Below are 22,666 nucleotides of genomic sequence, written 5' to 3'. Positions count from 1 at the left end.
ATCAGCGGATTCTGATAGAATCTCAGCATGGAGATCACCCACCGGCTCAGCGAGATCACAGACGATCTCCGCGCCGTGATGGGCGAAATCAGTGAAGGGCTGGGTGGGCTATCCGACAACGATCTCCTCGAGGTGATGGCCGCGGTTGAGGCTGTGGGGCGGGCTGTGTCGGCGGGGCAGGTTCGGGTTGCCGGCGAGGTGGCGGTGCGGTCGCGGAGCGAACTCGGAGACGAGGGGTTGAGCCGGTCGCAGAACTTCACCAGCCCCGTCAAGCTCGTCACGAGTGTCACGGGTGTGTCAGCGCGGGAGAGCAAGGCGCGGCTTGAACTCGGGAGACGGATGCGCGGGGCCATGCTCCTCGGCGGCAGCGAAGGGCCAGCGCCATTCCCGGCCGTCGACCAGGCGGTCGATGAGGGCAGGCTCGGAGTCGAGGCCGCCTCCGTCATCGTGCGGCAATGCTCCGACCTTGTTGTGCGCGGATGTGCGCCCGATGTTGTCGCCAGTGCCGAGCAGACGCTCGTCGACGAGACCCTCACGCGGGGCCTGTCGGCTGATCAGACGGCGAAGCTCGCCATCCACCTGCGGGAGCTGCTCGACCCCGACGGAGCCGAACCCCGCGACGAACTCCACCAGCAACAGCGGTCACTCACCATCGCCCAAGCCAGCGACGGCATGATTCGGGGAAAGTTTGCCCTCACCCCCGAGCAGGGCGGCGTGTGGCTGGCAAGCATCCAAGCAATGCAGAGCCCCCGCGTCGGAAACGGCCCGCGGTTCCTGGGTGAAGATGAGGCGATGGCCCAGTTCGCGACCGCTGACACGCGTACGCAGGTGCAGAAGAACGCTGACACCATCACCGAACTCCTCGCCCGCGCCGCCGGCTCCCCCGGCATGCCCCGCATCAACGGCGCCACCAGCACCGTCAACGTCCACATCACCCTCGACGACCTCCAAACCGGGCGTGGTGTCGGCTGGATCGACGGCATCGACGAACCCATCCCGGCCTCCACCGTCGCGCAGCTGCGTTGCCACTCCCCGCTCGCCGCCACCGTCTTCGGCGACCGCGGCGAGATTCTTCACCACGGCAAGACGAAGCGGCTCTTCACCCCCGCCCAGAACCGGGCACTGGCCGCCAGGGACGGCGGGTGTGTCTGGCCAGACTGCGACCGCCCACCCTCCTACTGCGAAACCCACCATGCAGACGAATGGGTCGCAGACGACCACCCACCAGGCCGCACAGACATCGACAACGGCGTCCTCCTCTGCCACTTCCACCACTCCCACCTCCACAAGTCAGCGTGGAAACTGATCATGCGCGAAGGCGTCCCGCACATCGTGCCGCCCCGCTGGGTCGACATCACCCAAACCCCCATACCCACCACCCGCCGACGCACCACCGGCCCACAACACCACGCCGCCTGAACGCGACCCAAGGGTGGCGTCTGCCCCTACGGCGTGCCCAGGACCCAAGCCGGCACCGCCCCCAACCATCACCATCGCGGCCAACCCGCGGGCACCCGATGGCGACTGTCGCCACGACGGCGCACACCGAACACGACCAACACGGCCCCGCCATCAGACCACCACGGGACACGGAGCGAGTCGCACCCGGGTAGACCACCCATCATCAAGCCGCCTGAACTGAGCTCGCGCACCGACGCCCCCCAACCGCACCGCCCGCCACCCAGCCGCACCGCCCGCCACCCAACCGCACGGCCGCGCTTCAGCTCGACCTGCGGCGGCTCCGCCCGGCCCGAGTGGCCACCACCGCCCACCTACCACGACCAGCACGACACCCACCTGACCACCACGGAACACAGGACGAGACACACCCAGGCCGGTGACCCACCGTGCAGCCGCCCAACTGACTTCGCACCCTGACGCCACCGCCCGCCTCCCAGCCGTGCCACCGGCGTTTCAGCTCGATCTGCGGCGGCTCAGCCCGGCCCAAGTGGCAACCAGACCACCTCGGGACACAGGACGCGACACACCCAGGCGGGTGTCCCGCCCCGCAGCCGCCCAACTGGCTTTGCACCCTGACGCCACCGCCCGCCTCCCAGCCGTGCCACCGGCGCTTCAGCACGACCTCCAGCAGCTCAATCCGGCCCGAGTGGCGACCACCGCTCGCCGGGCACACGGGTGCGGATGACGAGCGGATGCTGCGGTGGCTGGGTAGCGTCGATCGCGAAGGGGGTACGGCGATGGCCCAGGGCGGCGCGGTGTCGGGTACGACGCGCGCGATCGCGCGGGTACGGCCCGTGGTGCAGTACGCGGGCCTCACCACCATCGCGGTTGGCGTGGTGCTCGTGCTCGTAGGGCTGGTGGGCCCGGAGACCGGGTCGGCCGGAGCCGTGCTGGTGGCGGTGGGGGTCGGACTCGCGGTGGTGACCGTGCTGCTCTCGATCGCGGCACCCGCTGCCGGCGGCACACCCCTGGCTCTCGCGGCACCGGTGCGGGGCCGGTGGCGGGCACTGAACTCGCCGTCGAGCGGGGTGCCGAGCCATGGCACGCACGCCTACGGGCAGAGCTACGCGGTCGACCTGCTGTACACACCCGAGGGGGTCGAGAAGCCCGAGTTCGGGTCGGCGGGCGGCTCCTTCCTCGACCCGTCGCGCTTCCCCGCTTTCGGGCAGCCCGTGCTCGCCCCCGCCGACGCCGTCGTGGTGCGCGCGGTCGACGGCTGCCGCGACCACCGCAGCAGGTCGTCGTGGCCCGCCCTACTCTGGTTCTTCGCCGAGTCTGCGGTGCGGGAGGCGCGTGGCCTCCGCGGCATGCTGGGCAACCACCTGGTGCTGCGACTCGCCGACGGCACGCATGTCGTGCTGGCCCACCTGCGCAGGCACAGCATCCGGGTGCCGGTGGGAGCCGAGGTACACGCGGGCGACGAGCTCGCCGAGTGCGGCAACAGCGGCAACTCGACCGAACCGCATCTGCACGTGCAGCGGCAAGACGAGGCCGACCCGCAGTCGGCGGTCGGGCTGCCGTTCACCTTTGAACCCGGCGGCATCCCGGCCAACGGCGACCACCTCCAGGAGCGACCATGACCCGTACCAGATGGCTGTTCGCCGGGCAGCTGGGCCCGGCGTTCGACGACGGCGGGCGGATGCTCATCATCGAGGCGCGGTCGGTGTTCGGGCGCCGGCCGATGCACCGGGCGAAGGCGCACCTCATCCTCTCGGCTCTCCGCCACCGTGCGCGCGAGCTCGGCGACCGGGTCGAGTTCCACCAGGTGCAGCGCTACGCCGAGGTGGTCGACGGCCGCGACGACCTCGAGGTGATCGATCCCACCTCGTGGGCGGCCCGCCGCTTCGTGCGTCGACGCGGCATCGAGGTGCTGCCGAGCCGCGGCTTCGTCACCTCCGAGACCGACTTCGCCGCCTGGGCCGAGAGGGCGACGAGCGGCGGTAAGCGGCTGCTGCTCGAAGACTTTTACCGCACGGCGCGCGAGCGCACCGGCATCCTCATGCGCGGCGACCAGCCCGAGGGCGGCCGCTGGAACTACGACGCCGACAACCGCAACCCGCCCCCGAGAGGCGCCGCCCGGCTCGGCCTTCCCGAACCCTGGTGGCCGCGCGAAGACGACATCGACGACGAGGTGCGCGCCGACCTCGACCGCTGGCAGCGCGACGGCCACGTGACCCTCGTCGGCGACGACGGCCCGCGGCGTTTCGCCGCCACCCGCGCCGAGGCCGAGCACGCCCTCGCCGACTTCCTCGAGTCGCGCCTCGGCGACTTCGGCACCTTCGAAGACGCCATGCTCGGAGGCGACTGGACGATGGCGCACTCCCTGCTCAGCGCTCCCCTCAACCTCGGCCTCCTCGACCCGCTCGAGGTCGTCGACGCGGCGGTCGCCGAGTACGACGCCGGCCGCGCCCCGCTCGCGGGCGTGGAGGGCTTCACCCGCCAGATCATCGGGTGGCGCGACTACGTCTGGCACCTCTACTGGCACCTCGGCGAGGGCTACCGCACGGGCACCAACGCGCTCGGCGCCCACACCCCTCTCCCTCCCGCGTTCCGCGAGCTCGACCCGGCCCTCGTCGAGTCGAACTGCCTGCGCGAGACACTCGACGGCATGCGTCGGCACGGCTGGGCGCACCACATCCAGCGCCTCATGGTGCTCGGCAACTGGGCGCTGCAGCACGGCTACGACCCGGTGGCCCTGAACGACTGGTTCGTCGACATGTTCGTCGACGGCACCCCCTGGGTGATGCCCGCGAACGTCATCGGCATGTCGCAGCACGCCGACGGGGGCGTCGTGGCCACGAAGCCCTACGCGGCAGGCGGCGCCTACATCGACCGCATGTCGGACTACTGCTCCGGATGCGCGTTCAACCCCAAGGTGCGCCTCGGCGAGAACGCCTGCCCCTTCACCGCCGGGTACTGGGCGTTCCTCGACCGGGTGGAGCCGCGCATCCGGGGCAACCATCGCATGGCGCAGCCGCTCGCCGGCCTCCGCAGACTCGCCGATCGCGAGGCCGTGGTCGACCAGGAGCGGCACCGCGAGCGCTGGTGACGTCGACTCAGAGTCGCGCGAAGCGGGCCCGCACGATGGTGTAGAGGCCGTAGGCGATGAGCCCGACACCCACCGCCACCAGCACGACGACACCGAACGGCAGCTGCACGAGCGCCTTGAGCGCCCCGTCGAGACCGGTCGCGTTGCCCGGGTCGACCTTCACCGCGGCGACCACGAACAGGATGCCCATGACTCCCACCGCAATGCCCTTCGCCACGTAGCCGACCACACCCATCACGCGCACCACGCGACCCACGGTGCCCGAGGGCATGGTGAGGTCTTCCTCGAACTTCTTCGTCACGCCCTTGAACACGAAGTAGCCGCCGATGCCGATGACCGCGACGCCCACTACCCCGAGCAGGATCGGGCCGCCCGGCATCTGCAGGACGCTCGCGCTGGTCTGCTGCGTCGACTCGGCGTTGCTGGTCGACTGCCCCATCGCGAAGGTGAGCGCGGTGACGCCCACCGCGGCGTACGCCACCGCCTTCCCGGCCGGGATGAGGCTGCGCACCCACCGTTTGTCGGAGGAGGAGCCGATGCCCGTGATGGCTTCGACGACGAGCCACAGCGCCAGCGCGAACAGCCCGATGGTCACGACCCAGATGAGGATGGTGCCGCCGGGGAGCTTGGTGATCTCGGCCATCGCTCCCGACTGGTCGCTCTCTCCCCCGCCGTTCGTCGCGACGCGGATGGCGAGGTAGCCGAGCAGGATGTGCACGAGGGCGCTGGCACCGAACCCGACCCGGGCCAGGATCTCGAGACCCTTGCTGTTCGCTGCGCTCTGCACGGCGCGGCCTGCGGTTGCTCTGGTCGACATGGTGTGCCTCTCGATTCGATCGGGTTGAGGGGGCGGGCTGGGACGGGTCAGGTGCCGTCGCGTTGCGGCTGCGAGGCGGGGCCGGTGACGGCCTCGCCCGGCACCCTCACCGTGCGGGCGGTGTCGATGGCGATGATGCTGCCGACGATGACCAGGGAGATGGCGATGGATGCTGTGGTGTCGCTGATCCAGTGGTAGCCGAGGTAGAGCCGGCTGAAGACCTGCACGCCGATGCCGACGATGGCGATCGAGAAGGCGGCGACGGTGAACCAGCTGCGCTGCAGCCGGCTGGCCAAGAGATAGGCGGTGATGAGCAGGAAGTCGGAGGTGCCGAGCACGTGCCCCGACGGGAAGGAGAAGGAGTGGTCGGGCCCGAACAGCATGTCGCCGATGGGCGGGCGCGGGTGCTGCACGATCGGGGCGAGCACCTGGGCGATGACGACACCGGTCACCATGCCCCCGGCGAGGAGCAGCGGGCGCCAGAGGTGGCGCGCGGCGATGATCCAGATGACGAGCACGACGGCGATGATGATGGGGAGCGCCACCGGCCCGAAGACGATCGCGAGCACGATCATCGCGGCTGTGGTGTCGGGGCGCACCTGCGCTTCGAACCAGGCCTCCACGGGCTGGTCGAACCGCTCGAACCCGGTGTGGGTGAGCACTCCGACGAGGATGGTGACGAAGGCGGCGAGCCCGACGACGACGAGTACCGCTGCCGTGACGTACAGCCGGCGCCGGTCGTTCGCCTCGACGTAGCGCTCCTCGACCACGAACTTCTCGTGCCAGGCCGAGAGGCGGCCGCCGCGGATCGCTGTCATCTCCTCTGCCTACCACGATTCGCTCAGCAGCGATTGAGGTTTCAGGCGGGAGGATGCGCCTCGAAGACGATCTCGAGATCGGTGGTGATCTCCTCGCCCGGGGCGAGCATCCGCCCCGTCTTGCCGCTGCCGGGGCCGTCGGCGTGGCTCGGCCAGCAGGTGCCGGGTTCGATGCCGAGGGCGTAGCTTCCGGATGCGGCGCTGCGCCAGACGGTGAGGAACGGCAGCTCGGCCGTGCGATAGCGCACGGTGACGCGGGTGCCCGGCGCATCGAGGGTCGCGGTGGCGTAGCCGTCGTCGCCCGCGTCGGCGACGAGGGCGTCGACCTTCTCGGGTTCGAGCGGGACGGGAGCGGTGAGCTCGGCCTCCCAAGCGGGGGCGGTGGTGGCGCTCACGCGCGAGCCCTCGTCGACCAGCGGCCAGCCGAGGTTGATGTGGTACAGCAGCTTGAGCGGCACCTCCGCGAAGCCGTCGTTGCGTACGACGTCACTCACCCGCACGCGGCTCTCGCCGTGCCGGGCCGTGATCGACCTCGTCACGACGAGGTTCTGCTCGAAGATCGCCCCCTCGCGCATCAGCCCGGTCACCTCGAGCTCGTACGCGTCGCCGTTCCAGCGACCCTCCGATCGCGTGACCAGCGCGGGTACGAGGTGGGCGCGGCCGTGCATGCCGCCCTCCGCCGGCTCGGCACGGCCGACGGCGGTGAGGCCGCAGGTCGTGAGCAGCCCGCCGAGCCAGCGCCGACCCCAGCTCTCGGCGCGCGCCCCCGTCGAGGGCGGTGTGAACGACACCGCCTCCCCGCGCCAGAAGGTCTCGCCGAGGTCGAGGAACTGGTCGGGCTCGACCGTGACGGCGAGCTCGCCGAGACCGCGCAGGTCGATCTGGCGCCGGCCGTCGCCCGCCCCACCCTCGGCCCGCAGCGAACGCGGGCCCCAGCTGCGCTCCACGGCACCGAGTCGCGCCTCCGTCTCGCGGCGGACATCGGTCATGACCTGCTCCCCTTCGAACCCGCGGCGCCGATCGCCGACCCGCCCACGCTAGCGGATGCGCGCGGCCGCCCGAACGGCTGGGCCCAAGCGGGTGGGGACCCAGGTCTATTGCACCCGCGCGCGTCCCTCCGTCACCCTGGTGACCGAGGCGCGTTCCGGCGTGCCCGGATCCGGTCGCACGACGGCCCGCAGGGAATCCGCAGGGTCGCAGGGAATGAGGAACGATGCCGAACCGCCCGCCGCACTTCGCACCACGACCATCCGTCGTCGTCGCCCTCGTGGCGTCGGCGGCGTTCCTGCTCGCGGGCTGCACCAGCGGCGCCGCCCCCTCGAGCTCGTCCCCAACCGCCGTCGGCGATTCCGGCGAGGCGGCCCGGCCGACGCTCACCCGCCCGGCCGCCCCCGAGGGTGAGCTGCCGGCGGCGCTGCAGAGCAGCCTGCAGAAGGCCGTGGAGGGCGTGATGGCCGAGTACGACGTGCCGGGTGCCGCCGCCGGCGTCTGGGTGCCGGGCGAGGGCTCGTGGACCACCGCGGTCGGCCTCGCCGACGTGGAGCAGAACGTGCCCGTCACCACCGAGATGAGCTGGCCCATCCGCAGCGTGACGAAGTCGTACACGGTGTCGCTCATCCTGCAGCTCGCCGACGAGGGGAAGCTGTCGCTCGACGACACGATCGACCGGTACGTCGACGGCATCACGAACGGCGACCGCATCACCCTGCTCGAGCTGGCGAACATGTCGAGCGGCGCCGCCGACTACGTCGGCCAGGCCTTCCTCGACGACTTCAGTGTCGACCCCACCAAGGTGTACACGCTCGACGAGCTCAACGCCTTCGTCATCGACCAGCCCGCACAGTTCGAGCCCGGCACCGAGTACCTCTACACCAATGCCAACACGAACCTGCTGGGCGCCGTGGTCGAGAAGGTCACCGGCATGCCGTACGCCGAGGCGCTTCAGGAGCGCATCCTCGACCCCCTGGGGCAGAGCGGCACCCGGTACCTCACCGACGTCGCCGACTGGACGGGCCCGCATCCGACCGGGTACGTCGAGGCCGACGGCGCGCTGGAGCCACAGCAGGAGAACCCGTCCATCCTCGGGCCCGCGGGCTCGCTGTTCTCCACCCTCGACGACGGCCGGGTCTGGGCCGACACGCTCGGCTCGGGTGCCCTGCTGAAACCCGAGACCCAGGCCCTGCGCGAGATCGGGCACGAGATACCGCGGCCTCCTTACGACCTCTACGGCGTCGGCATGGGTCAGACGAACGGCTGGCTCGGCCACAACGGCGAGGGTGTCGGCTTCACGGCGGCGACGTTCCACGACCCGGTGTCGGGCGCCAGCATCGTGGTCTACATGAACGAGTCGAATCTTCCCGACGCGCACCCCGCCGACGCTGCCTTCCGGGCGCTGGCCGAGGTGCTGACGACCGAGGCCGCCCAGTGAGCCGGGTGAGGGCGCGCGGCCGCGCGGCCCTGCTCACGGCGGCGGCCCTCGCCGCGACGGGCGCGCTGCTGGCAGGTTGCACGGGGGCGCCGGCCCCGAGCCCCACACCCGGTGCGACGGGCGGCTACGCCCTTCCCGGGCTTCCGGATGCGGCACGCGAGGTGATGAACCAGCCGCAGTACGCGAACGGCCGCTGGCTCATCTCGGTGAGTGACCTCGAGACGGGTGAGACGCTCCTCGACCTCGACGGGGACAAGATGGCGCAGCCCGGCTCCTTCGTGAAGACCTACAGCGCGGGCGCGGCGTGGGTGAAGTGGGGGCCCGACCACACCGTCACGACACCGGTGAAGCAGTCGGGAACCGTCACCGACGGCACCCTCGTCGGCGATCTCGTGCTGGTCGGCGCGGGCGACCTCACGCTGGGCGGCCGCACCAAGGCCGACGGCACCGTCGACTTCACGAACCTCGACCACAACGACGCGAACCCGCTGCCGGGCGCGACGCTCACCACCGAAGACCCGCTCGCCGGGCTCGACAACCTCGCCCGGCAGGTGCGGGCGTCGGGCATCACCGCGGTGAACGGCGACGTCGTGGTCGACGACAGGCTGTTCGAGGGAGAGCTGGCGGGCAAGCCGGTGACCCCGATCGTCGTGAACCAGAACCTCCTCGACATCCTCATCACCCCGGGCGCCGTCGGCGAGCCGGCGACCGCGGCACTCACCCCCGCCGTGGCGCCCTGGAAGCTCGACCTCCAGGTGCAGACCGTCGCCGAGGGCGAGCCCGCGCGCATCGCCGCGCCGGCCGCCTCCCCCGACGACCCGAACACCATCGTCGTCTCGGGAACCGTCGCCGAGGGCGACCCGGTGCTCAAGGTGTTCGAGTTCGACGACCCCGCCACCTTCGCCCGCACCGCGTTCATCGAGGCACTCGGCCGAGCCGGGGTGAGCGTCACCGCCGACCCCGTCGCCACGAACCCTGAGGGCGCACTGCCGGCCTCCGACACGGTCTCCTCCCTCCCGTCGGTGGCGGAGCTCACGTCGCTCCCGCTCTCGGAGGAGGTCACCTACGTCATGAAGATCAGCTACAACCGCGGGGCGCAGACGCTCATCTGCCGCCTCGCCGCCGACGCCGGGTCGACCGACTGCAACGACGGCATGGCGATCGCCGGGCAGATCTGGGCCGACGAGGGTCTCGACACCCTCGGCGCCTCGCTCATCGACGGCTCGGGGCTCGAGGGCAACTACATCACCCCGGCGAACGCCGTGCAGATCCAGACCCTCATGGCCGAGCGGCCCGACGCCGAGGCCTGGAAGGCCGTGATGCCCGTGCTGGGCGTCGACGGATCGCTCGCCGACGTGCAGACCGACAGCCCCGCGGCCGGCAAGGTGTTCGCCAAGACCGGCACCCTCGCGGGCGGCGACGCCTTCAACGGCCGGGTGCAGCTGACCACCAAGACGCTCGGCGGCGTGATGGACGCCGAGAGCGGCCGCGAGCTCGCGTTCACGATCATCGTGAACCAGGGCTTCTACGACGGCATCGACGGCGTGTTCGAGGCCAACGACGACGTCGGGGCGGTCGCCGCGGCCATTCAGCAGGCGTACTAGCAGCCGTACCGGCCAGGACAGGAGACGACGGATGCGCGCACCGCTCACCAGAACCATCGCGGCGGGCTCGGTACTGCTCGCCGCACTCAGCCTGACGGCCTGCACGGCTCAGCCGACGGCGGCGCCGACCCCGAACGCCTCGAGCAGCCCCTCCGACGCGTCGGCGGCCGCGCCGACCATGGGGCCGATCGACGAGGAAGCGCTGACCGCCCTGTTCGAGAAGACGGCGGCTGAACTCGGCCAGCCCGGCGCCGTGATGCTGCTGCGCTCCCCCGCCGGCGAGTTCACCGCCACCTACGGCGTGACGAGCCCGGGCGGGTCGACCCCGGTGTCGGTCGACGACCACATCCGTGTCGGCTCGAACACCAAGACCTGGACGGGAACCGTCATCCTGCAACTGATGCAGGAGGGCACGATCGCGCTCGACGACCCGGTGTCGATGTACCGGCCCGACGTGCCGAACGGCGAGAACATCACCATCGAAGAGCTGCTCATGATGCGCAGCGGTCTCGCCAACTACACCGAGACCTACGAGCTCAACGCCGCGCTCGACGCCGACCCGCAGCGCGTGTGGCAGCCGGAGGAGCTCGTGGCCATGGGGCTCGCCCTGCCGCCCGACTTCGAGCCGGGCACCGCCTTCCACTACTCGAACACCAACACCGTGCTGCTCGGACTGATCGCCGAGCAGCTCGACGGCAAGCCGCTCGGGCAGATCTTCGAAGACCGCCTGTTCACACCGCTCGGGCTCGACGACACCTCGTTCCCCGAGCTCGCCGACAGCAGCCTTCCCGCGCCCTACTCCGACGGGTACTACTGGTGGACGAACGTGGGCACCCTCGGGTCGTCGAAGCTCCCGCCCGACCTGCTCGCCGGGGCCGAAGACGGCAGCTTCGCGCCGAGCGACGGCACGCTCGACAACCCCTCCTGGGCGTGGGCCGCCGGCGCCGGCATCTCGACCGCCACCGACCTCGCCGACTGGGCGGAGGCGCTCGGCGGCAAGACCGGCGGGCTGCTCGACCCCGAGCTGCAGCAGCAGCGGCTCGACAGCGCGATGCCCACCGACCCCGACGACCCGGCTTCGGCCGCCTACGGCTGGAACATCGCGAAGGTCGGCTCGTTCTACGGGCACACCGGCGAACTCCCCGGGTTCAACTCGTTCATGGCCTACGACCCGGTCGACGACGTCACCCTCGTGGTGTGGGCGAACCTGGCGCCGGCCGCCGACGGCAGGGGCCCGGCAGCCACGATCGCGCAGGCGCTCATCCGCAGCCTGTACTGACGGGTGAGCGGTCCTATCAGTACGCCCCGCCCGCCGCGGCGAGGTAGCGGATGACCGCCAGCACCCGGCGATGGTCGTCGGCGGCGACCGGAAGGCCGAAGGCGTCGTAGATGCGGGAGGTGTGCTGCACCACCGCCTTCTCGGAGGTGCCGAGCCGCGCGGCGATGTGCGCGTTGCTGCGCCCCTCGGCCATGAGCCCGAGCACCTCGAGCTGGCGCGGGGTGAGACCGGCGACCGCGTCGTCTCCGGCCCGGCTCGCGCGCGAGACGAGCACGGCGACGACGTCGGGGTCGAGAGCGGTGCCGCCCTGCTGCACCCGGCGGAGGTCGGCGGTGAAGGTGTGCACGTCGGCGATGCGCTGCTTGAGCAGGTAGCCGACGCCGCCCTCGCGGTGCTCGAGCAACTCGGTCGCGTACCTCCTCTGCACGTACTGCGAGAGCACGACGACCGCGACGCCCGGGTGGGTCTGACGGATGCGCAAGGCCGCGAGCAGGCCCTCGTCGGTGTGGCTCGGCGGCATCCGGATGTCGGTGACCACGAGGTCGGGCAGCACGCGGGCGACCTCGGCCTCGAGCTCGGCGGCCGTGCCTACGGCGGCCACCACGTCGATGCCGTCGCGCTGCAGCAGGTGCACCAGCCCCTCGCGCAGCAGCACCTCGTCTTCGCCGATCACGACCCGCATGGCAGCTCCACCTTCACCTCAGTGCCCCCGCCCTCCGGGGAGATCAGCTCGAACGAACCGCCCAGGGCGTCGACCCGGTCGGCGAGGCCCTTGAGACCGGTTCCGTCCTCGAGGCGGGCGCCTCCACCGCCGTCGTCGGTCACCCGCACCCGCAGCTCGCCGCTCCCGCGGCGCAGCTCGACCGACACCGACCGCGCCCCGGAGTGCTTGACGGCGTTGCTGAGCGCCTCGGCCACGATGAAGTACGCCGAGTGGGCGATGGCCGGGTCGAGGTCGCGGTCGTCGACGTCGCTCGTGAGGGTGGCGGGCATGGCGAGCCGGTCGACGAGGTCCTCCGTCGCTGCGGTCAGCCCGCGCTCGACCAGGGCCGAGGGCAGCACCGCGTGCACGAGGAGCCGCAGCTGCGCGGCGGCGTCGTCGATGCGGCGCCGCAGCTCGGTGGCCGCCTCGGCGGTGGAGGGGTGGGCGTCGTCGGAGTTCGCGATCTGCTGCGCCTCGAGGGCGAGCAGCACGAGCTGCACCTGCAGTCCGTCGTGGAGGTCGCGGGCGATGCGGGCCCGCTCGCGGTCGGCGGTCTCCACCAGGCGGAGCCGCGAGCGGAGCAGGGCCTCGTTGCTCGCCATCAGGGCTGCGGTGAGGCGTTCCCGGTCGAGCGCGATGGCGAACACCTGCGCCGCGCGCCGCACGGCCTCGGGGTCGGCGATCATGCGCCCGTCGTAGCTGATGGCGCCGACCAGCCGCGACTCCACGCGCACCTCCTCCCACTGCCGGGGCGCTCGCCGGTCGCGGGCGTCGGCGGGAGCTCCCCGTTCGTCGAGGAACTCGCCGCGCTCCTCCGACCAGTAGGCGACCCGGAGCGAGTCGTCGCCGAGGGCTCGGGCGAGCGCCGGGCCCACCGCCGTTCTCGCGGGCGTGGCCACGCCCAGCCAGGCGCTCAGCGCATCCGCTTCGACCGTGTGCGTGTAGCCGCCGAACAGCACCCCCGCGAGGAAGGCGACCGGGATGCCCGCCAGCACGACCAGCTGCACGCCACCGACGACCGCGAGGTCGCCGCCGAGGAGGCCGATGACGCTCGCCGAGACGGGGATGGCGAGCACGGCGAGGCTGCCGTAGAGATAGAGCGGCAGCAGCACGCGGAGGTTCTTCGGGTCGGCGGAGCGGAGGCGCCGCACCAGGATGACGACGGTCGCCACCATCACCGCGAGACCGATCGCGCTCTGCGTCGCCTCGGCGACCGTACGCCAGGTGGAGGGCGCTGACGGGAGAAGGTAGAGCGGCGCCTGCAGCACGAACGCGACGCCGTAGCCGACGGCCACCGTGGTCACCGAGAACGCGCCGCGGAGCCTGCCGCTCGGGAAGGCGTGCAGCAGGTGCACCGTGATGGCGAGGATGGAGGTGGCGAAGACGGCGCCGAGCTCCACCAGCCCGGGCAGCCCGAGGTTGCCGGCGCCGTTCACGAAGAGGAACACCGCGCCGACGAGCAGCAGCCCGCCCGTGCCGTTCGTCGGGCGGCGCCACCACGCCATGATGCCCGCGGCTGCCCAGACGACGAACACGCCGGTGAAGGCGAGCGGGATCCACGACGGAACCGGCACGGTCGCCCCCACGGAGAGTTCCACCCCCGCGAGCAGGAGCGCGAAGACGCCGAGCAGCACGAGTGCACCGCGCGACGGGCCGAGGCGCCCGCGGCGCAGGCGCGACGACGGTACCGCCTCGCGTGCCGCCTGCGTCATCCCGCCCCCTCGGCGCGAGCCTAGGGCGCGCCCGGCTCTCCGCTCAAGAGACCTGGGTCTACGCGGTGGCCGTCGGGTCGTCCGTGTCGGCGTGGCCCATCGCGATCTCGGGAGCGGCGCCCGCCGGGAGCGGGAACCAGCCAAGGAAGGTGACGCCCTCGTCGGTGGCGTCGAAGCGCAGGATGGTGGAGTCGCCCGGCTCGTAGAAGGTGTCGCCCGCGCGCAGCACGCGCTCGGGCTCGCCGGCGAGCTGCACATGGGCCGAGCCGCTCTCGATGACCCCGAAGACGGGGCCGCTGTGGGTGTGGGCACCGGGCTGAACCGAGGGGGCTAGGGTGATGCGTCGCACCTCGACGTGATCGAAGGCCGTGCCGCTCGGCAGGCGGTGGTCGGCGAGGGTGGTGCGGGTGACGGGCTCCTGCTGCATGCTGCGATTCTGGCACGCAGCCCCCGCGGCAGCGTGGCCTGCGAGCCCACGCAACCCGTCTGCAAGACTGGGGACATGACCTCATCGCAGACGTTGAGCGAGGCCGACCGGCGCGAGGTGGCGGCGTGGGCCGCCGTCTGCGCCGAGCGCGTGCTCGGGCTGTTCGAGGCCGAGGCTCCGCAGGACGGCCGGCCGCGCGACGCCATCACGAGGGCTCGCGCGTTCGCGCGGGGGGAGCTGGATGCGGCGGGTGAGATCCGCAGACGCTTCGAGGCCGGGCGGGCGGCGACGTCGGCGAGCTCGCCCGCGGCCGTGGCCGCAGCGCGGGCCGCGGCTCAGGCGTCGGGCGTCGCACACATGGGCGCGCACGCCCTGGGGGCTGCCGCGTACGCGGTGCGGGCCGTCGAGCTGCACGAGGGGGCGGCCGGTGGCGCCGGCGCCGCCACGCGCGAGATCGAGGCGCAGCTGGCGTTGGCGTCCGACGCCGCCCGCGCGGCCCTGGCGAGCATCCCTCGGGTGGGTGACGACTCGGCGGGCCCGCTCGGGCCGGGACTGCTGTCGTCGGGGAGGCTGGGTGAGATCATCGAGGCCCTGCAGGCGCGGCTGCACGCGGGGTGAAGCGCCGGTTGTAACACGGATGGGGGCGGAGGAACACTCCCCAGAAGGTGGATGCCCGGGCAGCCGGTGGCGCGGCTACAGTGTCAGGGTGAAGCGCATCGGGGCACGGGTCATGGTCATCGGGGCGGTCACCGCCTCCCTCCTTCTCGCGGGAGGCGCGGGCGCGGCGTTCGCCGATCCCGCCGAGCCCGGTGCGGGCGCGGCAGCCGACTCGGGCACCGCGGGCAAGAGCTACGTCGCCCTCGGCGACTCGTACTCGGCAGGGTTCGGCCTCACGCCGTACAGTGAGCTGCCCGCATCCGGCTGCTTCCAGGCCGACCAGAACTACCCGCACCTCGTCGCCGAGTCGCTCGGTCTCGACCTCGACGACCGCACCTGCAGTGGAGCGGTGACGGCGAACATCCGCGACACCGAGCAGACCACCATCACCGGGGCCGGAACGGCACCCGTGCAGTCGGCATCACTCAGCGCCGACACCGACGTCGTGACGGTGACGATCGGCGGCAACGACCTCGGCTTCTCCACGGTGGCGCAGACGTGCATCGCCGAGAGCGCGAACGGCCCGCTCGTGCTCGACGTGCTCGGGGCGAATCTCGCCAACTGCAAGGAGTTCTACGCCCCCGTCGTCGACGGCATCGAGGTCGACCGGCTGAAGTACCAGCTCGACACCACCGTCGCACCCGCCCTCGACGAGACCTTCGCGCTCATCAGGGAGAAGGCGCCGAATGCGAAGATCTTCGTCATCGGCTACCCCGCCATCACGCCCGACCTGGCCAACTACCCCGAGGCCGGATGCTACTCCTCACCCCTCGGCACGGGCAGCAACCCGTTCGAGCCGCCGTTCCCCGAGAACGCCTTCCCGTTCACCGAGACCGACACCTTCTACCTCCACGGCACCGAGGCGCGGCTCGACGCGGCGATCGGCGCCGCGGCCACCGCCCACGGCGCGACCTACATCTCGACGCTGCCGCTCACCCAGGGCAACACCGCCTGCGCGCCGGCCGGTGAGGCGTTCATCAACGGCATCACCCTCAACACCACGGGCGGCACCCCCACCCCCGACCCCGGGCTGTTCGTCACCCTCGGGGCGCTGCACCCGAACACCGCGGGTGTCGCCTTCCTCGCCGAGCAGGTGTCGCAGGCCGTCTCCGACGCCTTCGCCGGCGACGGCGACGGCGACCCGGAGCCCACCGCCACGCCCACCCCGACCCCCGCTCCCGAGGCCACCAGCACCGCGACGCCCGTGCCGGCGCCCGGTGACGGCGCGGGCTCCGGCAAGCCCGGCCTCGCGGCCACCGGCTCGGAGGCAGCCCCGCTCGGCCTCGTCGCTGTCGGCATCGTCGCAGCCGGCGGACTGCTCCTCGCTCTGGTCGCCGTCACGCGCCGCCGGATGGGTCGCTCCGGCCACTGAAGGGTCTTGGCACTCTCCGCGCCCGAGTGCTAATCTGAGCGTAGTTGAGTGATGTGCACTCAACTCCCAGAACCGGAAGGAGATTGATTCATCATGGCCATGTCTTTTGATCCTTTCAGCGAGTTCGACCGCCTCGCGTCGAGCCTCCTGCAGTCCCGGCCCGGGCCGCGCGTCATGCCCGTCGACCTGTACCGAGATCAGGACAGGTACGTGCTGAACGCCGACCTGCCGGGCGTCGACCCGGGGTCGGTCGACGTCGACGTCGACGGTCAGCTGCTCACCATCCGCGCGCAGCGCACCGCGGGCTCGGCCGAAGGGGCCAAGTGGCTCGCGCAGGAGCGGCCCGCCGGCAGCTACCTGCGCCAGTTCAGCATCGGTGAGGGCGTCGACACGGCGGGCATCTCGGCGTCGTACGACAACGGGGTGCTGAGCGTCATCATCCCGGTGAGCGAGAAGGCGAAGCCGCGCAAGGTGCAGGTGGTGAGCCAGGCGAGAGACGACGCGCAGAAGTCGCTCGCGAGCTGACCGACGGCGCTCGCGACCGTCTGAGAGGCCCCGCAGCTGAGCATCCGTTCGGCTGCGGGGCCTCTCGCATACTCAGATCCAGCCGCGCTCCTGGGCGAGCAACACCGCCTGTTGGCGGGTGTCGACGGCGAGCTTGGCGAGCACAGCGGAGACGTGGTTGCGCACCGTGCCGGGGGCGAGGGAGAGTGACGCGGCGATCTGCGCGGTGGTCTCACCACGGCGGCCGGCACGCAACACGTCGAGCTCGCGGTCGGTGAGCGGGCAGCGCTCGTCGCTCAACGCGTCGGCGGCGATCTCGGGGTCGACGTAGCGCGCACCGGCGGCGACCCGGCGGATGACCGCCGCCACCTCCCCCGCCTCCCGCGACTTGGGGAGGAACCCCGCGACACCGGCCGCCAGCGCACGCCGCAGCACGCCCGGGCGGGCGTGGCGGGTGACGATCATGCACCGCGCCGTCACCGTGCGCCTCAGCCGCTCGGCCACCTCCACACCGTCGAGGCCCGGCATCTCGAGGTCGAGCAGGCACACGTCGGGCTTCAGCCGCTCGGCCTCCGCCACCGCCTGCACGCCGTCGGCGCACTCCGCGATGACGTCGATGTCGGGCTCCAGGCGCAGCAGCGCCGCCAGAGCCGAGCGGATCATCCCCTCATCGTCGGCGAGGAGCACCCTGATCATCGCGTCACCCCGCGCTCAGCCGGCGCCGTGACGACCACGGCGAAGCGGCCCCCCTCGCGCAGCACCTGCATCGTCCCGCCGGCCTCGGCGGCGCGGCGCGCGATGCCGGCGAGCCCCGAACCCTTGGCGTCGACCCCTGGAGCCGACGCGGCCGCGTCGTTGCTGATCTCGTACCGCCACTCCCCCGCCGCGCGAGAGAGCGACAGCGTCGCCGAGCGACCTCCGCCGTGCCGCAGCACGTTCGTGGTGGTCTCCCGGATGACCGGGCCGAACACCTCCGCGGGAGCCGCCTCCGCATCCGGAGCGATCGTCGTCTGCACGGCGATCCCCGCGGCCCTCAGCAGGTCGCCGGCGTTCGCGAGCTCGTCGGGCAGCGGCACCGACCGGAACCGCGTGGCGAGGTCACGCGTGCCCTGCCGCGCCTCGTCGACGCTCACGCGGGCCGCTTTCAGCTGGGTGAGCGCCGCATCCGGATCCGTCGCGAGCAACCGCTCGGCGAGCTCGAGCTGCAGGGCGATCACCTGCAGGTGGTGGCCCTGCAGGTCGTGCACGTCGGTCGCCACGCTCAGCCTCTCCTGCGTCGCCGCGAGACGTGCCTCGGAGACGCGGGCCCGGTCGAGGGCGATCAGCACGTCCCACCACCACAGCGACAGCACGGTGATGAGCGGCAGCGAGGCCGAGAAGAACCCGAGCACGAAGTGATCGCTCACCTGGTCGAACGGCGGCCGCGAGAACACCGTGTTCACGTCGACCACCCAGAGGCAGCCGAGCAGCACCGTGAGCACCAGCACGAGGCGCAGACGCACCGACTTCGGCCAGTCGAGCAGCTGCAGCGACTGCGCGACCGGCAGCAGCAGGATCTGCCACAGCCCCGTCACCGCGAAGGCGAGCCCGCCGTACGCCGCGCCGACGAGCACAGGAACGAGGATGCTGCGCCAGGGCAGCTCCGTCGTCTCACCCGACCGGTGCCGGTAGGCGCGCAGGAGCGGCAGGGTCGAGGCGATCCAGACCAGCCCGACCGCGAGCACGACGAGCTGCACAGGGAGGTCGAACCGCCCCTGCAGCAGGGTGAGCGACCAGAGCAGCACGATCATGAGCTCGAAGAACACGATCGCCGACGCCGTGTACCACCAGGTCGCGGTCACCCCGCGCGGCGACTGCTGAGCGTTCATCACGCCACCACCCTAGGTGCATGACAGATGTCACGGGTGCGACCGGCATCCCACCCGGAAAGCGGTGACACCGCGACACTGACGCGAGACGAGCGGATGCGGTGGGCTGGGTTGACCGGCGCACGGAACCACCGCATCCGCCACCACATCTCCCGACAGGAGCACGCCATGGACCTGATCTCCACCTTCCAAGACCTGGTCGCCCAGGTGCCCGAACTGCTGCGGCCCCTCATCGTCGCGCTCGCCGGCGCCGTGCCCTTCATCGAGGGCGAGGGGGCGGCGTCGATCGGCATCATCGGCGGTCTCCACCCCGTCGTCGCCGTGCTGTCGGGGGCCATCGGCAACTTCCTCTGCGTGACGGTGCTCGTGCTCGCCGGCTCGGGAGCACGGTCGGCGGTGATCGCCCGCCGCGACTCGCGCCGCGCCGCGAAGGCGCGGGCGCGCGAGGAGGTGTTCGCGGGCGCGGCCCCCGGGTCGCCGGCCCCCGGGTCGCCCGAGGCGGTCGCGGCCCCCGGGTCGCCCGCCGCCGCCGTCGCCCCTGCCGCGGCCCTCGACGACGAGCCGGGCGAGTCGAGCCGCAAGAAGGCCCGCCGCCAGAAGCTGCAGCGAGCACTCGACCGCTACGGCGTACCGGGCGTGAGCCTCCTCGGCCCGCTGCTGCTGCCGACCCAGTTCACCGCCACGATGCTCGCCGCGAGCGGCGTGAGCAAGGCGCGCGTGCTGGCCTGGCAGGCCGTGGCGATCCTCGCCTGGAGCACCCTGCTCGGCGTCGTCGTGGGCGGCATGGTGCACGCCGTGCAGTAGGTCCCGCGGCAGGCGCCCGCCAAGGGTATGAGAATCGTGCGCTCGAGCTTTCAGCAGGCTCGGCGGCACGATTCTCATACCGTTCGGACGCGTGGCGCGCGAGCGCGGCACATCCGCATGTCACGGATGGTGAAGCGCCCCTCGGGGAGCGCGGCGCGGATGCGGGCCTCGTCGAAGCGGCGGGCCGGGCGGAGCTCGGGTGGCAGCTCGGGGGTCGCGGGCGCGGCCTCGTCGACGCCCTCGGCGAGCATGAGCGCCTGGGCCCGCGCGACCAGCGGGGTCACCATGAGGACCTCGCTGACGGCGGCGAGCATCCGGATCGACCAGACCGGCGCCCGGAGGTAGAGCGGATGCCGGCCCGCCACGCCCGCGATGCGTCGTACCGCGGCGCCCAGCTCGAGGGTCTCCGCGCCCATCACCGCCACCGTGGGCTCGGTGATGCGGCCCTCGAGCGCGGCGATCAGCACGTCGATGGCGTCGGCGACGGGCACGGGGCGCACCCGGCGCTCGTGCCGGCCCACCAGGGCGAAGACCGGGAAGGTGCGCACGGCGCGGGTGACGTGGTCGACCATGTGGTCGCCGCGGCCGTAGATCATGCCCGACTTGAGCACGGTGTGCTCGAGTCCCGAGGCGCGCACGAGCTCTTCGGCCTGCCACTTGGTCTCGTGGTAGCCCGAGCCGGTGCCGGGGCGGGCGCGGAGGAAGCTGAGCAGCACGATGCGCTTCACGCCGGCGCGGCGGGCGGCCTCGATCACGGCGCGGGTGCCGTCGACGTGCACGCGCTGGAACGTCTGGTCGCCGATCTCGCGGTTGATGCCCGCGCAGTGGGCCACGGCGTCGCAGCCCTCGAACGCGGCGGTGAGGGCGTCGACGTCGTCGATCTCGGTGCCCGTACGCCGCGACACCACGACCGTCTCGGCGGGGTCGAGCCGCCCGGCGAGGTGGCGGCCCACGAACCCGGTACCCCCGGTGATGGCGATGCGCATGATCGAACTCCTTCGCTTCTTAGCACTGTAGCTAAAGAGTACTTAGCAAGGGTGCTAAAGTGCAACCATGACAGATACGGCGTCGGACATCTTCGCGGCCCTCGCCCACCCCACGCGTCGGCAGATCCTCCAAGACCTCAAAGACGGTGAGCTGGCCGCCGGTGAGATCGCGGCGCGCTTCAACGCGACCGGCCCCACGATCTCGCGGCACCTCGGTGTGCTGCGCCAGGCGGGCCTCGTGACCGAGCGGCGCGACGGCAACCGCATCCTGTACTCCCTGGTCGGCGAGCGCCTCGCGCTCTCGGTCGGCGACTTCCTCTCCACCGTCTGCCCCGAACAGATCGTCCTCCGCGAGGTGCGCAAGCGCAGGTCGCCCGAACCCGCTGCCGAGCCCGCACAGACGGTATGAGTTTCGCGCCCTCGAGCCCACCCCGGGCTCGGCGGCACGATTCTCATACCGTTCGTGCGCGGGGCGGGGGTGTGAGGATGGAGGCGTGACGGGGAACGGGGCGTGGCGGCGGGCCGACGTGAGCGAGGTGGAGCTGGTCGGGGGGCCCGAGCGGCTCGAGGTGGGGTTGGAGGAGTACGACCCCGCGTGGGCGGAGCGGTTCCTCGAGCATCGGGCGCGCATCCTGAACGCGCTCGACGGAGCGGGCTGGGCGGTGCTGGTCGAGCACATCGGGTCGACGGCGGTGCCGGGGCTCGCGGCGAAGCCGATCGTCGACATCGTGGTGGGGGTCGACGACATCACCGCCGAGGAGGAGTACCTCGAACCCCTGCTCGCCGCGGGGTACGTGCTCCGGGTGCGCGAGCCCGCTCACCGCCTCGTGCGCACCCCGGCCCGCAATGTACACGTGCACGTGTACCAGCGCGAGCATCCGGCGGTCGCCGAGTACTTGCTGCTGCGCGACCGCCTCCGCACCGACGCCGGCGACCGCGTCCTCTATGAAGACACCAAGCGGATGCTGTTCACCCGCAGCTGGGACGACATGAACGCCTACGCCGACGCCAAGACCGAGGTGATCGAGGCGATCAAGCAGCGCGCGAGGGCCGAGCAGCGCGCGAGGGCCTAGCCCGGCGCTACCGCCAGCCCAGCGCCGGCGCCACCTCGGTGAGGATCGACTCGATCACGTGGGCGTTGTACGCCACGCCGAGCTGGTTGGGCACGGTAAGCAGGAGCGTGTCGGCCTCGGCGATCGCCTCGTCTTCGGCGAGCTGCTTCACCAGGCGCTCAGGCTCCGCGGCGTAGCTGCGGCCGAAGATGGCGCGGAGGTCGGCCTCGATGTTGCCGATCTGGTCGCGGCTCTCGCCGCCGTCGCCGCCGAAGTAGGCGCGGTCCATGTCGTTCGTGATGGCGAAGATGCTGCGGCTCACCGAGACGCGCGGCTCGCGCTCGTGCCCGGCCTCCTTCCACGCCTCACGGAACTCGCGGATCTGCTGCGCCTGCTGCACGTGGAACGGCTCGCCGGTCTCGTCCTTCTTGAGCGTCGACGACTGCAGGTTCATGCCGAGCTCGGCGGCCCAGCGCGCCGTGGCGTTCGACGCCGCGCCCCACCAGATGCGGTCGCGAAGCCCCTCCGAGTGCGGCTCGATGCGCAGAAGCCCGGGCGGGTTCGGGAACATCGGCCGCGGGTTCGGCTGTGCGAAGCCGTTGCCCTTCAGCACCTCGAGCAGCACCTCGGTGTGCTCGCGGGCGAGGTCGGCGTCGGTCTTGCCCTCGCCGGGCTGGTAGCCGAAGTAGCGCCACCCGTCGATCACCTGCTCGGGTGACCCCCGGCTCACGCCGAGCTGCAGCCTGCCGCCAGAGATGAGGTCGGCGGCTCCCGCGTCTTCGGCCATGTAGAGCGGGTTCTCGTAGCGCATGTCGATCACGCCCGTGCCGATCTCGATCGTCTTCGTGCGCGCACCCACAGCAGCGAGCAGCGGGAACGGCGAGCCGAGCTGACGGGCGAAGTGGTGCACGCGGAAGTACGCCCCGTCGGCCCCGAGCTCCTCCGCCGCGACCGCGAGGTCGATCGACTGCAGCAGCGTGTCGGCGGCCGAGCGCGTCTGCGACTGCGGCGACGGCGTCCAGTGCCCGAAGGAGAGGAAGCCGATGTTCTTGCGAGTTGTTTCGGTCACGGATGCTGCAACACGCGAGCCGCCGCATCCATTCCATGCACACGCACAGATCTTGA

General features: G+C 71.8%; 22 protein-coding genes. 12 read left to right on the top strand and 10 right to left on the bottom strand.

The features are described from left to right. The first annotated feature begins 27 nt into the window (after positions 1 to 27). From HL652_RS06965 to HL652_RS06955, 3 genes are all read left to right on the top strand, one after another. On the top strand, positions 28 to 1,419 hold the full coding sequence (locus HL652_RS06965; RefSeq protein WP_171704658.1) for an HNH endonuclease signature motif containing protein: 1,392 nt from the start codon (positions 28 to 30) through the stop codon (positions 1,417 to 1,419). Positions 1,420 to 2,198: 779 nt separating this feature from the next. Further along, positions 2,199 to 3,041: a M23 family metallopeptidase gene (locus HL652_RS06960; RefSeq protein ID WP_171704657.1), complete on the top strand. Its 843-nt coding sequence runs from the start codon at positions 2,199 to 2,201 to the stop codon at positions 3,039 to 3,041. Beyond that, the gene (locus tag HL652_RS06955; RefSeq protein WP_171704656.1) at positions 3,038 to 4,510 is read left to right on the top strand and encodes a cryptochrome/photolyase family protein; all 1,473 of its coding nucleotides are present in this window, start codon (positions 3,038 to 3,040) and stop codon (positions 4,508 to 4,510) included. The genes HL652_RS06960 and HL652_RS06955 overlap by 4 nt, the downstream gene beginning before the upstream one ends. A 7-nt stretch (positions 4,511 to 4,517) precedes the next feature. Here the strand turns inward: HL652_RS06955 and HL652_RS06950 are convergent, their stop codons facing one another. Genes HL652_RS06950 through HL652_RS06940 form a run of 3 tightly spaced genes read right to left on the bottom strand, consistent with a single transcriptional unit; the run spans position 4,518 to position 7,134 of the window. Then, positions 4,518 to 5,327 carry a DUF1206 domain-containing protein gene (locus HL652_RS06950; RefSeq protein WP_171704655.1) on the bottom strand — a complete coding sequence of 270 codons (810 nt, stop codon included), beginning with the start codon at positions 5,325 to 5,327 and terminating at the stop codon, positions 4,518 to 4,520. Between the two features lie 47 nt (positions 5,328 to 5,374). Further along, complete coding sequence (locus tag HL652_RS06945; protein ID WP_171704654.1) at positions 5,375 to 6,145, bottom strand: phosphatase PAP2 family protein; 771 nt, start codon at positions 6,143 to 6,145, stop codon at positions 5,375 to 5,377. Between the two features lie 41 nt (positions 6,146 to 6,186). Further along, a complete protein-coding gene (locus HL652_RS06940; RefSeq protein ID WP_171704653.1) occupies positions 6,187 to 7,134 on the bottom strand; it encodes a DUF4432 family protein in 948 nt (315 codons plus the stop codon). Between the two features lie 224 nt (positions 7,135 to 7,358). Between HL652_RS06940 and HL652_RS06935 the strand changes: the two genes are divergently transcribed. Genes HL652_RS06935 through HL652_RS06925 form a run of 3 tightly spaced genes read left to right on the top strand, consistent with a single transcriptional unit; the run spans position 7,359 to position 11,456 of the window. Beyond that, positions 7,359 to 8,573 carry a serine hydrolase domain-containing protein gene (locus HL652_RS06935; RefSeq protein WP_171704652.1) on the top strand — a complete coding sequence of 405 codons (1,215 nt, stop codon included), beginning with the start codon at positions 7,359 to 7,361 and terminating at the stop codon, positions 8,571 to 8,573. Then, positions 8,570 to 10,177, top strand: coding sequence for a D-alanyl-D-alanine carboxypeptidase/D-alanyl-D-alanine endopeptidase (gene dacB, locus HL652_RS06930; RefSeq protein WP_216604033.1), 1,608 nt, complete (start codon positions 8,570 to 8,572; stop codon positions 10,175 to 10,177). Before HL652_RS06935 ends, dacB begins: the two co-directional genes overlap by 4 nt. A 31-nt stretch (positions 10,178 to 10,208) precedes the next feature. After that, the gene (locus HL652_RS06925; RefSeq protein WP_171704651.1) at positions 10,209 to 11,456 is read left to right on the top strand and encodes a serine hydrolase domain-containing protein; all 1,248 of its coding nucleotides are present in this window, start codon (positions 10,209 to 10,211) and stop codon (positions 11,454 to 11,456) included. A 16-nt stretch (positions 11,457 to 11,472) separates the two neighbouring features. On the opposite strand, the gene HL652_RS06920 is transcribed toward HL652_RS06925, so the two are convergent. The 3 genes from HL652_RS06920 to HL652_RS06910 are packed head-to-tail and all read right to left on the bottom strand — an operon-like array spanning position 11,473 to position 14,298. Then, positions 11,473 to 12,138, bottom strand: coding sequence for a response regulator transcription factor (locus HL652_RS06920; RefSeq protein ID WP_171704650.1), 666 nt, complete (start codon positions 12,136 to 12,138; stop codon positions 11,473 to 11,475). Next, on the bottom strand, positions 12,126 to 13,871 hold the full coding sequence (locus tag HL652_RS06915) for a sensor histidine kinase (RefSeq protein WP_171704649.1): 1,746 nt from the start codon (positions 13,869 to 13,871) through the stop codon (positions 12,126 to 12,128). The genes HL652_RS06920 and HL652_RS06915 overlap by 13 nt, the downstream gene beginning before the upstream one ends. Before the next feature lie 58 nt (positions 13,872 to 13,929). Then, positions 13,930 to 14,298 (bottom strand): cupin domain-containing protein, encoded by a 369-nt coding sequence (locus tag HL652_RS06910; RefSeq protein WP_171704648.1) that lies wholly within the window; start codon positions 14,296 to 14,298, stop codon positions 13,930 to 13,932. A 75-nt stretch (positions 14,299 to 14,373) separates the two neighbouring features. On the opposite strand from HL652_RS06910, the gene HL652_RS06905 reads away from it, so the two are divergent. The 3 genes from HL652_RS06905 (at position 14,374) to HL652_RS06895 (ending at position 16,852) form a co-directional block, all read left to right on the top strand. After that, a complete protein-coding gene (locus tag HL652_RS06905; RefSeq protein WP_171704647.1) occupies positions 14,374 to 14,916 on the top strand; it encodes a putative immunity protein in 543 nt (180 codons plus the stop codon). An 88-nt stretch (positions 14,917 to 15,004) separates the two neighbouring features. Then, entirely contained in the window at positions 15,005 to 16,327 is a 1,323-nt protein-coding gene (locus HL652_RS06900) for an SGNH/GDSL hydrolase family protein (protein WP_171704646.1), read from the top strand. Between the two features lie 93 nt (positions 16,328 to 16,420). Beyond that, positions 16,421 to 16,852 (top strand): Hsp20/alpha crystallin family protein, encoded by a 432-nt coding sequence (locus HL652_RS06895; protein ID WP_171704645.1) that lies wholly within the window; start codon positions 16,421 to 16,423, stop codon positions 16,850 to 16,852. Between the two features lie 72 nt (positions 16,853 to 16,924). Here HL652_RS06895 and HL652_RS06890 read toward each other — a convergent pair whose 3' ends face one another. Both HL652_RS06890 and HL652_RS06885 read right to left on the bottom strand, forming a co-directional pair. Next, entirely contained in the window at positions 16,925 to 17,527 is a 603-nt protein-coding gene (locus HL652_RS06890) for a response regulator transcription factor (protein WP_171704644.1), read from the bottom strand. Further along, complete coding sequence (locus HL652_RS06885; protein WP_171707225.1) at positions 17,524 to 18,699, bottom strand: sensor histidine kinase; 1,176 nt, start codon at positions 18,697 to 18,699, stop codon at positions 17,524 to 17,526. Before HL652_RS06885 ends, HL652_RS06890 begins: the two co-directional genes overlap by 4 nt. Before the next feature lie 168 nt (positions 18,700 to 18,867). Between HL652_RS06885 and HL652_RS06880 the strand changes: the two genes are divergently transcribed. Further along, on the top strand, positions 18,868 to 19,503 hold the full coding sequence (locus tag HL652_RS06880; protein WP_171704643.1) for a small multidrug efflux protein: 636 nt from the start codon (positions 18,868 to 18,870) through the stop codon (positions 19,501 to 19,503). Between the two features lie 74 nt (positions 19,504 to 19,577). On the opposite strand, the gene HL652_RS06875 is transcribed toward HL652_RS06880, so the two are convergent. Beyond that, a complete protein-coding gene (locus HL652_RS06875) occupies positions 19,578 to 20,489 on the bottom strand; it encodes an NAD-dependent epimerase/dehydratase family protein (protein WP_171704642.1) in 912 nt (303 codons plus the stop codon). Positions 20,490 to 20,556: 67 nt separating this feature from the next. On the opposite strand from HL652_RS06875, the gene HL652_RS06870 reads away from it, so the two are divergent. Both HL652_RS06870 and HL652_RS06865 read left to right on the top strand, forming a co-directional pair. After that, entirely contained in the window at positions 20,557 to 20,898 is a 342-nt protein-coding gene (locus HL652_RS06870; protein ID WP_171704641.1) for a metalloregulator ArsR/SmtB family transcription factor, read from the top strand. An 85-nt stretch (positions 20,899 to 20,983) separates the two neighbouring features. Next, the gene (locus HL652_RS06865) at positions 20,984 to 21,562 is read left to right on the top strand and encodes a GrpB family protein (RefSeq protein WP_171704640.1); all 579 of its coding nucleotides are present in this window, start codon (positions 20,984 to 20,986) and stop codon (positions 21,560 to 21,562) included. A gap of 7 nt (positions 21,563 to 21,569) precedes the next feature. Here HL652_RS06865 and HL652_RS06860 read toward each other — a convergent pair whose 3' ends face one another. Beyond that, entirely contained in the window at positions 21,570 to 22,610 is a 1,041-nt protein-coding gene (locus HL652_RS06860) for an LLM class flavin-dependent oxidoreductase (RefSeq protein ID WP_216604032.1), read from the bottom strand. Between the last annotated feature and the right edge of the window lie 56 nt (positions 22,611 to 22,666).

It is taken from the genome of Herbiconiux sp. SALV-R1 (assembly GCF_013113715.1).
Taxonomy (GTDB): Bacteria; Actinomycetota; Actinomycetes; order Actinomycetales; family Microbacteriaceae; genus Herbiconiux.
This window is presented reverse-complemented; position numbering and strand designations above follow the sequence as displayed.